The organism is Peribacillus sp. NPDC056705 (genome assembly GCF_043656335.1).
In genome coordinates this window covers 225000-238012 of record NZ_JBHTYI010000003.1, presented here as the reverse complement: position 1 = coordinate 238012, position 13013 = coordinate 225000, and the positions used below count along the sequence as shown (strand labels likewise).

Below are 13013 nucleotides of genomic sequence, written 5' to 3'. Positions count from 1 at the left end.
GTTTGAAATGATTCTTAAACTTAGACAATCAGTTAGGATGACTACATTATAGTGTAAAGAAAAAATATTGACAAACTTATAATTGAAAGCTATAATTATTTTTGTTGCCTTGAGGTGATTTCATTTGAAATGGACGATTAGTCAACTTCAAAAAATTCGGGACAAAGATTTACGGTTTGATGAACTGGTGGATGTCTTGGACATTAGAGAAAGAGACCCGCAAATTCGCGATGTTTCTCCGATCAGAGTAGCAGGAAGAGCTGATATCAGCCCGACCGAGATTACTTTTCACTTGCATCTTTCAGGTGAATTAACATTACCTTGCTCCCGTACACTGGTAGACGTTAAATATCCGATTGATATTGATACAAAGGAAACCTTTCTTTTAAAGGCAGATGGCGCTGATTTCTACGGAGATGATGTCACTGTTGTGGAAGGTGAAGTTGTAGACCTAATACCGGTAATTAAAGAAAATTTATTGCTAGAAATTCCGATGCAGGTTTTTTGTGAGGATGTCGATTCGAACGAAGCTGCTCCTCAATCCGGGAAAGACTGGGCCGTTATTTCTGAAGAGGAAAATGAGCACAAGGTTGATCCGAGATTTGCAAAGCTTGCCGACTTTTTTGACAACAATAAAGAATCTTGATTGGAACGAAAAATCGTTAATCCGATTTTTCCAGCTTTTTTATATTTTTTAAGGAGGTGGGAATAATGGCTGTACCTTTTAGAAGAACGTCGAAAACTGTAAAAAGAAAACGTCGTACGCACTTCAAGCTTCAAGTACCTGGTATGGTAGAATGCCCGAGCTGTGGTGGAATGACTCTTTCACATCACGTTTGTAAAGAATGTGGAACATATAAAGGAAAAGAAGTTGTCGCAAAATAATTTCTTGACCTACTTGAGAGCTTTGCTTTCTTGATGCAACACGCTAATCAAAGCGCAGGGATTTTTCTCTGTGCTTTTTTTACAAATATATTTGGCAGAATATTTTGAATCATTTATGTTTGCCGATGATTTTGGAGAAGGTGTTTACATGGATCAGGTGATTGAAGTTGAAAAGGATAAACGCGGTTTCATGAAGCTCTTATTTAATAGACCGGAGAAAAGGAATGCCGTGAATTATCAATTGATGGACGAACTTGAGTCGATATTGTCAGAAGCTGCATTCGATGATGAAGTTAAGTTGCTAGTCCTGACAGGGGCGGGATCTGAGGCATTCTGTTCAGGCGGGGATCTAAGGGAATTTCAGGATTTGCACACAGAAGAAGAGGCCTTTGCTATGTTATCGAAAATGGGTGAAATTCTGTATAAACTAGCAGTTTTCCCAAAACCAACAATAGCGCTCATCAATGGAAGTGCTTTCGGCGGTGGATGCGAAATAGCGACAGCTTGTGATTTCAGATTAGCAAAGAGCGAAGTCAAGCTAGGGTTTGTGCAAGGTACCCTGGGAATAACGACAGGCTGGGGCGGAGCTTCACTTTTACTTGAAAAAATACCAGAGCAAAAAGCGCTAAAGCTATTATTGGATGCAAAAATACATAAAGCTGAGGAAGCAAAGGAATTTGGTTTCGTAGATGAGATAGTCGGAGAAGGTACGGAAGGATGGGAAAGGTTCGCAGAAGATTTTCTCAGCCATGAGATAGGGGTATTGATGGCCTATAAACGATTGCTGGTCCGTAAATGGCAGGGTAGCGGGCTTAAAGGAAGAATGGACGCGGAAATCCGGGAATGTGCTAAACTGTGGGCAAGTGATGAGCATCATGCTGCAGTCGATCGTTTTTTAAAAAAGAAAAAATAAATATTACACGCTCTATATATCTTCTATCTTTCCTAGCATGTGCATATTATGAATTAAAACTTGCTGGGAGGTAGAGAGATGACGATTGCGAGACAAGATGCATGGACTCATGATGAGGATCTGTTGTTGGCTGAAGTGGTACTGAGGCATATACGAGAGGGCAGTACACAATTAAAGGCGTTTGAAGAAGTAGGGAAACAGTTATCGAGGACATCTGCCGCTTGTGGGTTCCGTTGGAATTCATTTGTAAGGAAGCAATATAAGTCAGGGATAGAGCTGGCGAAAAAACAAAGGAAAGAACAGGTAGTCGATAATCCTGAAATGGAAAGGGATTCGGTTGCAGCGGTGGAGAATGTCACGATTGGAGAAAAAGCACCCGAGCATGAAGAGAAAGAATCTATTACCCTTCAGGAAGTTATATTATATTTAACTAAAATGGATGAATTCTTTCAGCTTGATAATAAGGAAAAAGAACGGATTTCTGAGCGGTCCCTATTTCTTGAACGGGAAAATGTCCGGTTGTTGGAAGAAAATGAATTGCTTAAAGAAAACCTGAAAGCTGTTGAGGAAGATTACCGTGCGTTAATGCAGATTATGGAGCGCGCAAGAAAACTTAGTGTACAAGAGGGCGAAAAGACTAATCCGAAGGTGAGTTTTCAAATGGATAAGAATGGTAATCTAGAAAGGGTCAATAAATAAAAAATGCGGGTGGGAAAATCCGCCCGCATTTTCTTGGTGCTTCCTTATTCTTGTGTATCTATTTCTTTATTATCTTGTATGTCAAATGGGCTCCAAATCAGCGGGTTTTCTCCGAGGTCCCTGTCCAAATCATAGGAAACAGCAGAAAAACCCATCTTTTTCCAAAAGTCTTGTGAATGAACTCTTGGATTGGTTTTGATAGGCATGTTCAGGCTTTTGGCGAATTCGACCAAAGCTCTTCCATAACCTTTTTTCTGATAGTTAGGCAGGACTTCAAGTTTCCAAAGAACAAGGAAGTCCCTGGACTTGTCAAAATACTCGTCGAATTTAGCGCTTCTTTTATACAGGCTCATGCGTGCTACAAGTTTGTCGCCATAAAAGATTCCGTAAAAAGGTGATTGGCTGTCATTTTCGATGATGTTACCTTCTAAATCATCTAGCATTGACAGTTCCTGTATCCCGTATTCTTTGAATTTTTTGAATTCCTCAAGCGTTTTAAAATTTACAAGTAATCGTTCCACCTTGTATTCCATAAAAAAGCTCCCCCTTAATTCTGATAAACCTCTTCCGATAGTACCCTTTGAAAGTCATCCCACTGATCTTTACCATGTGGAATTCCAGCTTAGGTCAAATCTAGTATGACATCATCGACTAATCCTAGCTGTCTAAATGCTTATAGCCTTTTATCCCCCGTCCTTTTCCCTTAAATTTCCCGTGGGTTGAGTTTGGAGTTATCTTTTGTTCCTAAAAGTATTCAAAATGGCTAAGCTTTTCGTATCTAATATACCATTAAATTAACGCTTAAAGAAGAAAATATATCTTCAATGGCGTATTAATAGTTCTTTCCATTGGTATTTTATGACGAGCCATTGTTAATGGCAGTTCAATTTCATTCAAATACGTGTGCTGTGTTTTCCAACGATGGGAAAATTGATGCAGGATAAAAAAGATAATGTGATAAAATAGGGAATATATTTCAAAAAGTAAGGAAGGGTATTATGAGAATCGGAATCATTGGGGGAGGGGCCATAGGGCTGCTGTTTGCGTCTCATTTAAGTGAAAAACATGGTGTGACACTTTATACTCATACTGCGGATCAGGCGTCCATCATCCAACGTGATGGGATCCGTCTTATTACGGATGGTGAAAGCAGGCTGCTGACAGGCATCATTTCCAAGGGCCTGGATGATGGGATATCGGATGTGGAGCTTCTAATATTGGCCGTCAAGCAATATCACCTGCCGCAAATATTGCCTAGGATCAAAGGTATTCAGGTTCCAATGCTATTCTTGCAGAATGGCTATGGGCATATATCTTATTTAAAGCAGCTTCAATCCCCGACCATATATGTGGGGGTAGTGGAGCATGGGGCAATGAAACATGACGGGAATACCGTGGAGCATACTGGGCAAGGCATTACAAGGGTCGCTTCCTTTAAAGGGGAACTTGAGCAACTATCGTTAGTGAATGAAAGGATCGACCATTTTCCTTTTGCGAAGAGTGAGGATTTTCACTCGATGCTGATCGATAAGCTTGTCGTTAATGCAGTGATAAACCCGTTAACGGCGATACTTGGTGTGGAAAATGGCGGTTTAATCACTAACCCCTACTATTACCAATTATTTCAAGAACTTTTCGGGGAAATCTCCAGTATTTTGGAGGTTCATAATAAGGATAAGGCATTTGAACATGTGAAATCCGTTTGTATGTCAACTGCAGAAAATCGATCGTCAATGCTGAAAGATATAGAAAATGGCTGCAAAACGGAAATTGATGCTATTTTGGGTCATATCCTCTCGGAGGCAAAGAGTAAAGGGAAAAGTGAATGCCTGACATCTTCTCTATATAAGATGGTCAAAGGAAAAGAATCTCAGGGGGGATGAGAATGTGCCGTACGTAGTTTCAAGCCTTGCCGCGATATTTATTACCTTGCCTTTCGTAGGGTATTTACTTTTTTTTATCAGTGCCAAACAATTTACTGGAAACCATAGGCGCTCCGTTCAATTTGCTATGGACATGAGTACGCTGCTGTTCGTATTATCCGTCCATTATTTGATCATTACGATTTGGGATAAGCAAATTCTTTGGGTGATCATGCTGATCATGATCATCAACGCATTCGTGGTGGTCCTTGTCCATTACAAGGTAAAAGAAGAAATCATTTTCCATAAGGTATTAAAGGGTTTTTGGAGAGTGAACTTCGCCTTCTTTTTCGCAGCTTACCTTCTATTATTTTCCATCGGAATAATTACAAGTATTACGAAGATATTTACTACATAACATAGAACATCGCATCAATTTTCTGCTGCTGGGCAACTTCTTTTGTTTTCTTAAACCGGAATGTTATACTCTAAAAAGAATTGTAGTTGCAGAGAAAGGGAGAACAGAAATGGAGATGAAAGATCTCGCGTTACCATCTTTAAACCGTTTTGCATCGGACTATTTACAAAACCGTCTTGAAACGGAGGATTATTTTCACTATGACTTGTCTAAGCCTGACATTTATCTCAATAGATATAATGAATTGATGAACCGCTCTTTTTTACGTGATGAATTGTCGGATTACATACAACAATACATGTCTCGTTTTTCAATCAGTGAGACAGTTAAGGCGAATATTGCAAGGTTGCGCAGGGATGATTCCGTTGTGGTGATTGGAGGACAGCAGGCTGGGTTATTATCAGGGCCGCTGTATACCATTCATAAAGTGATTTCGATCATTAAGCTTGCGGAAGAACAGGAAAAAGAATTGGGGCAGCCAGTCATTCCAGTTTTTTGGATAGCTGGAGAAGATCATGATTTGGCTGAAGTCAATCATGTTTATGTTATGAAAAACGGTAAACCCGATAAGAAATCCTATCCTTCCTATCAGCCTTATAAAACAATGGTTTCTGATGTAGAGCTGGAAACGGATAAGGCTGAGAAGTGGCTTGAGGAAATCATTGAAACTTATGGAGAAACGGCCTTTACGAATAAACTCCTGATTGATATGAAGGAAACCATTAAGCAATCGAATACTTTCGTTGACTTCTTTGCCAGACTGATTCATGAATGGTTCAAAGAATATGGCCTTTTACTAGTTGATGCCGGAGATCCGGAGTTAAGGAGAATTGAGAAGGCATACTTTGAATCGATGATCAATGAAAGTGGACGGATTGCTGAAGTGGTCGAGGAACAGCAATCATTCATGCATGCGAAAGGGTATGCAAAAATGATTGAAATGGATAATCGGGCAGCTAATTTATTTTATTATGATCCAGAAAAAAAAGATCGATGTTTACTCGAACGTGTAGAAGGCGGTTTCAGCGGTAAAAACGGTGAGGTATCATTTACCAGGGAGGAACTCTTGCAGATTGCCAAAAATCATCCAGAACGATTAAGCAACAATGTCATTACACGCCCGCTCATGCAGGAAATGCTTTTCCCTGTATTGGCTTTCGTTTCTGGACCAGGGGAAATAGCTTATTGGGCAGAATTAAAAAAGGCATTTGAGTTGTTTTCCATGAAGATGCCCCCAATCATTCCTAGGTTAAACATCACGCTGGTAGAGCGCAGTATCCATAGCGACCTTGAAGAAATGGAACTCAGTTTGGAAACTGTTCTGACCGAAGGAACCGCTAATGCTGTGAAAAGTTACCTTGATTCGGTGAAAGATGAGACGATTGACACCCTGTTCGGGACACTGAAATCACAGCTTGAAGAGAACCATGAAAAGCTATTTGCCCACGCTGTCTCTTTAGATAGAGCACTTGAGCCGATGTTGAACAAAAACATTGAATTCATTCAAAAGCAATTGAATTTCATGTATGGCAAAATCGGTGACCGTACAAAGGAACGGCATTCTGTCACATTGAAAAAATATGAACGGATCGCAAATTCACTGTACCCTCTTGGATCACCCCAGGAGAGGATTTGGAATGTGTTTTATTACTTGAATCAATACGGGCCAGAGTTCGTACGGGATATGATGAAACTGGAATACCGGTTCAATAATCAGCATAAATTGATTTTTATTTAGAAAAACCATCCGTTTTGGGGAAAAGTGGCGGACACATCATATTGAATAAGGTTGCCGCAAACCAATCCTGCCGGAGGGATTAAAAATGTAAAAAAAGACAGGTGCTAAAGCCTGTCTTTTTTTCTGTTTCCTGGGCACTTGTCAGGTAGTCTCTTCGACAGGAATGGTGGGGCTGCGTCTTAGTCTGAGTCCATTCGCGGGATGTGCACGTTTCTGTAAATAATTTGGCTAAATAAACTTAAGTAGAAAAGAAGGGAATTTTTACTTGGAAGGAGAAAGTAAAAACAAGTGGAGAAAGGTGGGGGAATGTGGTACATTGAGATTAGAATGTGGGGGTATTGGGTATGTTCATGGGAGAGTACCATCATAACATCGATATAAAGGGCCGTTTGATAGTCCCAGTGAAATTCAGGGAAAATCTCGGGGAGCAATTTGTCCTTACCCGCGGACTCGATCAATGTTTATTTGGTTACCCTATGGAAGAGTGGAAGCTGCTTGAAGAAAAGCTGAAAGCCCTGCCTTTAACAAAAAAAGATGCCCGAGCCTTTACCCGTTTTTTCTTTTCTGCTGCTACAGAATGCGAAATTGATAAACAAGGGCGTATTAATATCCCCACGCCGCTTACTTCATATGGCCAATTGGAAAAAGAATGTGTAATTCTTGGTGTTACCAATCGTATTGAGATTTGGAGCAAATCCCTTTGGGAAAACTATTTTTCAGCTTCTGAGGATTCTTTCGCTGAGATAGCAGAAAATATGATTGGCTTTGATATTTAAGGCTGCCCCCAGAAATAGGGTCACTCAATAACCGATTGGAAGGATGTCTAACATGTTTCAACATACAACAGTGTTATTAAAAGAGACGGTTGATGGATTGAACATCAAACCTGATGGAATTTATGTGGATTGTACTTTAGGAGGAGCCGGTCACAGCGAATACTTACTTTCACAGCTCTCTGACAAGGGTAGGCTTTATGCTTTTGATCAGGACGAAACGGCGATTCGGAATGCCAAGGGAAAATTGGAAAGCTATGGCGAACGTATTGTTCTTGTTCCTAATAATTTTAAATACTTAAAAGAAGAGTTGAATGCCCGCGGAATCGAGAAAGTGGACGGGATCCTATATGATTTGGGTGTTTCATCCCCACAATTGGATACACCAGAACGTGGTTTCAGCTATAACCATGATGCACCATTGGATATGAGGATGGACCAAAGTGCTGCCATTTCTGCCTATGATGTCGTGAATACTTGGTCATTCCATGATTTGCTGAGAATTTTCTTCCAATATGGCGAAGAAAAGTTTTCGAAACAAATTGCCAGGAAAATTGAAGCGGCACGTGAAATAAAACCGATTGAAACGACCTTCGAACTTGTGGAGTTAATTAAGGATGGGATACCAGCCCCGGCAAGACGTAAAGGCGGACATCCTGCGAAACGAGTGTTCCAAGCAATAAGAATCGCTGTGAATGACGAACTTGGTGTCTTTGAAGATTCCTTGGAGCAAGCCATATCACTTTTGGATAAAGAAGGAAGAATATCTGTCATTACATTCCATTCACTAGAAGATAGAATTTGTAAAACGGTATTTAAAAAAGCCAGCAGCATGCCGGACCTTCCGCCTGGACTTCCAGTTATCCCGGATGAATTCAAACCAACTATGAAAATAATTACGAGAAAACCGATTTTGCCATCTGAAGAAGAATTGGAAGGGAATAATCGTTCCCGGTCGGCTAAGCTAAGAATCGCCGAAAAGCAATAAATACAGAAAAAAATCAGTAGAGGGGGAACATGAATGAGTTCCATAGCCAAAAAAATACAAGAACAGCAATATGAAGACCAACAGCAGCAACAGACGCACCAAACAGTGGTCATCCGTAAAGCGAAGATATCCATTGGTGAAGTTTTCTTACTATGTGCCCTTGCTATCATGGTTACCTTTATGGGAGTGAAAATAGTCTCTAATCAAGCGGCCATCTATGAAACGAATAAAGAAATCCAGCTAGTGGAAACGTCGATTGAAGAACAGGGTAAAGTGAATGATGATTTGAAAGTGCAGGTTGCTGAACTTAGTACATACGAAAGAATCTGGAAAAAAGCTGCAGCGCTAGGGTTCAAGTTAAATGAGAATAATGTGAAGGGTGTGCAGTGATAATGCAGAAACAAAAAAATATGAAGCATGGGGCAGCCGGATTATTCTTCTTATTCGGCCTGCTCTTTTTTGTGTTAGTCTGCCGCTTTTTGTATATTCAGGTGACAGGTACAGCAGGCGGGGAGGTACTGGCTTCAAAAATCGACAAGAAATATGAAAAAAAACAGGTCATAGAAGCAAAAAGGGGAAGCATACTCGATACTAAAGGTGAAGTCATCGCCGAGGATACTTCCTCCTATATCTTAAGGGCGGTACTCAGTGAAAAGGAGCCGGAGCATGTCAAGGATCCGGAGATGACTGCCAATAAGCTTGCTAAATATATCGACATGGATGAACAGGACATCTATGAAAGACTTACGAAAAAAAAGGCATACCAGGTGGAGTTTGGCAGTGCCGGCAAGGATTTGACTCAGGTCACAAAGCAGAAAATAGAAAAATTGGAACTGCCGGGAATTACATTCGGAAGGACCAATAAACGTTTTTATCCTAATGGGATTTTCGCTTCCCATCTGATTGGCTATGTAGAAAAGGATGAAAAAACGGGAGAAATGGCTGGTAAATTCGGCATCGAAAGGTACCTCAATAAAGAATTGCAGGAAACGGATGGGAAGCTGACATATGACAGTGACTCATGGGGCTTCCTCTTACCTGATAAGGAAGAAAAGGTTGTTGCTCCGGATAATGGCAATGATGTCATGCTTACCATCGACAAGAAAATACAAACATTCTTGGAAGACTCGATGAGCAAAGTGCAGGAAAAATACGATCCTGAACAAATCATAGCGATTGTCTCCAATCCGAAAACGGGGGAAATCGTGGCGATGGGGCAAAGGCCTACCTTCCATCCGACAACGAAAGTCGGTCTTACGGATACTTGGCGGAACCTGGCTATTGAAGAAACCTTCGAACCGGGATCAACCATGAAAACATTCACCCTTGCCGCAGCTGTTGAGGAAGGGGTCTTTAATCCGAATGAAAGCTTTGTCGCTGGAACCTACAAAGCCGGATCAGGGAAAATCGGAGATCATAGCGGAATCGAAAGAGGGAAGAGCATGACCTTTCTTGAAGGGGTTCAACGTTCCTCCAACGTCGCTTTTGCTACTCTTGCAATGGATAAGATAGGAGCGGATACTTTCCGTGAGTATTTGACTAAGTTCGGATTTGATAAAAAAACGGGAATTGACCTGCCGAACGAGATAACTGGAAAAATTCAATACAAGTATAAGCTTGAAAAAGTTACTACTTCCTTTGGACAGGGTTCGACCGTTACACCGATTCAACAAATCCAAGCTGCATCCGCAATAGCCAATGACGGGAAAATGATGCGGCCGTATGTGATAAAAAGCATTTCTGATCAGGATACTGGAAAAATTCTGAAAACAACTAAGCCGAAAGTTACAGGGCAACCGATTTCGGCAGAAACTGCAAAACAAGTACGTGATTATTTGGAAACGGTAATTTCCGCGAAAAAAGGAACAGGGAAAAAATATGCCATTGAAGGATATGAAGTAGCGGGGAAAACCGGTACTGCACAAATTGCGGGTCCGACAGGTAGATATTTAGAAGGGAAAAATAACTATGTGTTCTCCTTTCTAGGCATGGCTCCAAAAGATGATCCGCAGTTGGTCATGTATGTGGCGGTCAAGCAGCCGAAGTTAGGTGTATCTTATGTTGGGGCTGATCCATTGTCAGAGATATTTAATCCTGTTATGCAAAATAGCCTGCAATATCTAAACATAAAACCTTCTGAGGTGAAAAAACAAAAAGCAAATAAAATCGTGGACTATGCGAATCAAACCGGGAGTTCAGCTGTCAAAGAACTGAAGGAACTTGGCTATGATGTAAGTACGATAGGAAGTGGACGTAAAGTGCTCGATCAATCCCCAAAAGCGGGGAGCGTACTCTTACAGGGTGAAAAGGTAATCCTCAGGACGGAAGGCGAAATGAAAGCTCCTGACATGAAGGGATGGTCCCTGCGCGATGTTATGAAATTGGCTAAGGTTGCAAAACTGGATCTAAAAACTGAAGGTACTGGATATGTGAGTAAACAAAGTCTTGAGGCTGGGAAAAAAGTAAAGGAAGGAGAGACATTCAATATTGAATTATCCCAGCCTGAGGGGGCTGGTGAAGATATACCGACAAAAGGGAAAACAGAGTGAAGATAAAGAGGGGATCCAAATGGATCCCCTCTTTAATTCTTTCAAACAAAGTTTGTAGTCTAGCATCGAGTAGACAAGCATATATTGAAGCATGTATGAAATGGAGGTGCCTGTTTTTGCGTGTTTCGAATGTTACTGTCCGAAAACGGCTGGCAATCGCATTGGCGATCGGTATCGTTGTTTTTTTTATCATTGATATCCGATTGGGAATTGTACAGTTTTATCTAGGGGATAAGTTGACGGGGCTGGCTAAAGATTCCTGGAGCAGGAATATTCCTTTTGAAGCCAAACGAGGAGAAATTCTGGATCGGAATGGTGTTGAGCTGGCAACGAATATATCTGCACCAACAGTCTATGTCATCCCAAGACAGATTGAGAATCCTGGGGAGACGTCGGAACAGCTTGCTTCAATATTGGATATGACAAAGGAAAAGGCTTATCAATGGTTAACGAAACAGGCGATGAGCGTCAGAATTCCGGAAGGCAGAAAGATCTCTCATGAAAAGGCGAAGGAAATTAAAGCATTAGGGATAAAGGGCGTTTACATCGCTGAGGATTCAAAGCGCCATTATCCATTTGGTGAATACCTTTCGCATGTTCTTGGCTTTACAGGCTCTGACAATCAAGGGTTGATGGGTATTGAATTGTCATATGATAAGGAACTAAGCGGGGAAAAGGGATTCGTGAAATTTTACTCCGATGCTAAAGGGAAAAGACTTGAAAATATGGCCGATGACTATAAGCCCCCTGTTGATGGTGATAACTTGAAGCTAACCATCGATAGTAAAATCCAGACAATTGTGGAGAGGGAGCTCGATAATGCGGAGGCTACATATGATCCCGATGGTATAATTGCCATTGCGATGGACCCGAATACAGGGGAAATATTGGCAATGTCAAGCAGGCCAACCTTCGATCCGGCCAACTTCCAAAATGTACCTTCAGAAGTATATAACCGTAATTTACCAGTTTGGAGTGTATATGAACCAGGTTCGACTTTTAAGATCATCACGCTTGCTGCGGCGCTTGAGGAAGGGAAGGTCGACTTACAAAAGGAACATTTTTACGATTCCGGACATGTGGAAGTGTCAGGGTCTACACTGCATTGCTGGAAAAGAGGAGGACATGGGGACCAGACTTTTCTTGAAGTCGTCGAGAACTCATGTAACCCTGGTTTTGTAGAATTAGGGAACCGGCTTGGTAAAGACAAGCTGTTTAAATATATAAGTGATTTCGGGTTTGGTCAAAAGACAGGGATTGATTTAACCGGAGAAGGAAAAGGAATCATGTTCAACATGGATCAAGTGGGTCCGGTTGAGCAGGCAACGACAGCGTTTGGACAAGGTGTAGCCGTAACGCCCATTCAGCAGGTGACAGCGGTATCGGCGGCCGTGAATGGAGGAACTTTGTATACACCTTATATCGCGAAGGAACTTGTTAATCCAAAAAATGGGGAAGTACTGATGCGAAAGACCCCGCAGGCGAAGAAAAAAGTGATTTCAGAAGCGACCTCGAAGAAAGTCCGTGAAGCACTTGAATCCGTTGTCGCCCAAGGTAGCGGTAAGGGAGCATTCGTGGAGTCGTACCGAGTTGGCGGGAAAACGGGTACAGCCCAAAAAGCTGAAAATGGCAGATACCTTGATAATAATTATATTCTCTCATTCATCGGGGTCGCCCCAGCGGATGATCCGCAAATCGTCGTTTATATAGCTGTGGACAATCCTAAAGGAACGGTACAGTTCGGCGGGGTCGTTGCCGCACCGATCGTTGGGAATATCATGGAGGATTCACTTAGGGCCATGGGCGTCAAGCCAAGGAAAAACCAGATTGAGAAGGAAACGGTCTGGACGGATCCGGTCATGGTCGAGGTACCTGACGTTGTGGGTATCAGCAAAAAAGAGTTGCAAACCCAGCTCATTGACCTTAAGCTGGATATTGCCGGAAATGGGGATAAAGTCATAAATCAAGCCCCCGATCCAGGTGTTAAAGTAAAACAAGGCTCCACAATAAGAATTTATCTTGGCGAAAATACAGAATAAGTATAATATAATATATGAATAGTTAAAGCGGCTGAAGAATCATCAGCCGCTTTGTTTACGGAGTCGGGATAACCCCGTATAATTGAAATTGGTTTCTCGACAAGCCAAGGCTAATCACATATAATGAATCCTCAAATTAAGTTGAGAGG

At 41.5% G+C, this 13013-nt stretch carries 13 protein-coding genes; 12 read left to right on the top strand and 1 reads right to left on the bottom strand.

All coding sequences use genetic code 11. The annotated features are described in order from the left end of the window. Positions 1 to 124 precede the first annotated feature (124 nt). The 4 genes from ACFRAK_RS05805 (at position 125) to ACFRAK_RS05790 (ending at position 2497) form a co-directional block, all read left to right on the top strand. Positions 125 to 646 carry a YceD family protein gene (locus ACFRAK_RS05805; RefSeq protein ID WP_260284185.1) on the top strand — a complete coding sequence of 174 codons (522 nt, stop codon included), beginning with the start codon at positions 125 to 127 and terminating at the stop codon, positions 644 to 646. 65 nt (positions 647 to 711) lie between these two features. Next, positions 712 to 885 carry a 50S ribosomal protein L32 gene (gene rpmF, locus ACFRAK_RS05800; RefSeq protein ID WP_034313929.1) on the top strand — a complete coding sequence of 58 codons (174 nt, stop codon included), beginning with the start codon at positions 712 to 714 and terminating at the stop codon, positions 883 to 885. 148 nt (positions 886 to 1033) lie between these two features. Next, a complete protein-coding gene (locus ACFRAK_RS05795; RefSeq protein WP_387706353.1) occupies positions 1034 to 1798 on the top strand; it encodes an enoyl-CoA hydratase/isomerase family protein in 765 nt (254 codons plus the stop codon). A 78-nt stretch (positions 1799 to 1876) separates the two neighbouring features. After that, complete coding sequence (locus ACFRAK_RS05790) at positions 1877 to 2497, top strand: RsfA family transcriptional regulator (RefSeq protein ID WP_387599716.1); 621 nt, start codon at positions 1877 to 1879, stop codon at positions 2495 to 2497. Positions 2498 to 2541: 44 nt separating this feature from the next. Here the strand turns inward: ACFRAK_RS05790 and ACFRAK_RS05785 are convergent, their stop codons facing one another. After that, positions 2542 to 3030, bottom strand: a complete 489-nt coding sequence (locus ACFRAK_RS05785; protein WP_192203956.1) for an N-acetyltransferase — start codon at positions 3028 to 3030, stop codon at positions 2542 to 2544. A gap of 465 nt (positions 3031 to 3495) precedes the next feature. Here ACFRAK_RS05785 and ACFRAK_RS05780 point away from each other — a divergent pair, with 465 nt between their 5' ends. The 8 genes from ACFRAK_RS05780 to ACFRAK_RS05745 all read left to right on the top strand — a co-directional run bounded on the left by ACFRAK_RS05780 (position 3496) and on the right by ACFRAK_RS05745 (position 12864). After that, on the top strand, positions 3496 to 4380 hold the full coding sequence (locus ACFRAK_RS05780; RefSeq protein WP_387706355.1) for a 2-dehydropantoate 2-reductase: 885 nt from the start codon (positions 3496 to 3498) through the stop codon (positions 4378 to 4380). Positions 4381 to 4384: 4 nt separating this feature from the next. Then, the gene (locus ACFRAK_RS05775) at positions 4385 to 4777 is read left to right on the top strand and encodes a DUF3397 domain-containing protein (RefSeq protein ID WP_260284191.1); all 393 of its coding nucleotides are present in this window, start codon (positions 4385 to 4387) and stop codon (positions 4775 to 4777) included. Between the two features lie 109 nt (positions 4778 to 4886). Continuing rightward, positions 4887 to 6515 carry a bacillithiol biosynthesis cysteine-adding enzyme BshC gene (bshC, locus tag ACFRAK_RS05770; protein WP_387599721.1) on the top strand — a complete coding sequence of 543 codons (1629 nt, stop codon included), beginning with the start codon at positions 4887 to 4889 and terminating at the stop codon, positions 6513 to 6515. A 344-nt stretch (positions 6516 to 6859) separates the two neighbouring features. After that, on the top strand, positions 6860 to 7291 hold the full coding sequence (mraZ, locus tag ACFRAK_RS05765; protein ID WP_034313914.1) for a division/cell wall cluster transcriptional repressor MraZ: 432 nt from the start codon (positions 6860 to 6862) through the stop codon (positions 7289 to 7291). 52 nt (positions 7292 to 7343) lie between these two features. After that, the gene (gene rsmH / locus ACFRAK_RS05760; RefSeq protein ID WP_057278450.1) at positions 7344 to 8276 is read left to right on the top strand and encodes a 16S rRNA (cytosine(1402)-N(4))-methyltransferase RsmH; all 933 of its coding nucleotides are present in this window, start codon (positions 7344 to 7346) and stop codon (positions 8274 to 8276) included. A gap of 33 nt (positions 8277 to 8309) precedes the next feature. Further along, positions 8310 to 8666 (top strand): cell division protein FtsL, encoded by a 357-nt coding sequence (gene ftsL, locus ACFRAK_RS05755; RefSeq protein WP_101224576.1) that lies wholly within the window; start codon positions 8310 to 8312, stop codon positions 8664 to 8666. Between the two features lie 2 nt (positions 8667 to 8668). After that, positions 8669 to 10825, top strand: coding sequence for a penicillin-binding protein (locus tag ACFRAK_RS05750; protein WP_387706357.1), 2157 nt, complete (start codon positions 8669 to 8671; stop codon positions 10823 to 10825). 116 nt (positions 10826 to 10941) lie between these two features. Beyond that, a complete protein-coding gene (locus ACFRAK_RS05745; RefSeq protein ID WP_387599729.1) occupies positions 10942 to 12864 on the top strand; it encodes a stage V sporulation protein D in 1923 nt (640 codons plus the stop codon). Positions 12865 to 13013 lie beyond the last annotated feature (149 nt).

Excerpts from the sequence above, each read along its gene's own strand:
- ACFRAK_RS05785 (WP_192203956.1), bottom strand. The coding sequence starts at position 3,030 with ATGGAATACAAGGTGGAACGATTACTTGTAAATTTTAAAACGCTTGAG.
- ACFRAK_RS05795 (WP_387706353.1), top strand. The coding sequence starts at position 1,034 with ATGGATCAGGTGATTGAAGTTGAAAAGGATAAACGCGGTTTCATGAAG.
- ACFRAK_RS05790 (WP_387599716.1), top strand. The coding sequence starts at position 1,877 with ATGACGATTGCGAGACAAGATGCATGGACTCATGATGAGGATCTGTTG.
- ftsL (WP_101224576.1), top strand. The coding sequence starts at position 8,310 with ATGAGTTCCATAGCCAAAAAAATACAAGAACAGCAATATGAAGACCAA.
- mraZ (WP_034313914.1), top strand. The coding sequence starts at position 6,860 with ATGTTCATGGGAGAGTACCATCATAACATCGATATAAAGGGCCGTTTG.
- rsmH (WP_057278450.1), top strand. The coding sequence starts at position 7,344 with ATGTTTCAACATACAACAGTGTTATTAAAAGAGACGGTTGATGGATTG.
- ACFRAK_RS05750 (WP_387706357.1), top strand. The coding sequence starts at position 8,669 with ATGCAGAAACAAAAAAATATGAAGCATGGGGCAGCCGGATTATTCTTC.
- rpmF (WP_034313929.1), top strand. The coding sequence starts at position 712 with ATGGCTGTACCTTTTAGAAGAACGTCGAAAACTGTAAAAAGAAAACGT.
- bshC (WP_387599721.1), top strand. The coding sequence starts at position 4,887 with ATGGAGATGAAAGATCTCGCGTTACCATCTTTAAACCGTTTTGCATCG.
- ACFRAK_RS05780 (WP_387706355.1), top strand. The coding sequence starts at position 3,496 with ATGAGAATCGGAATCATTGGGGGAGGGGCCATAGGGCTGCTGTTTGCG.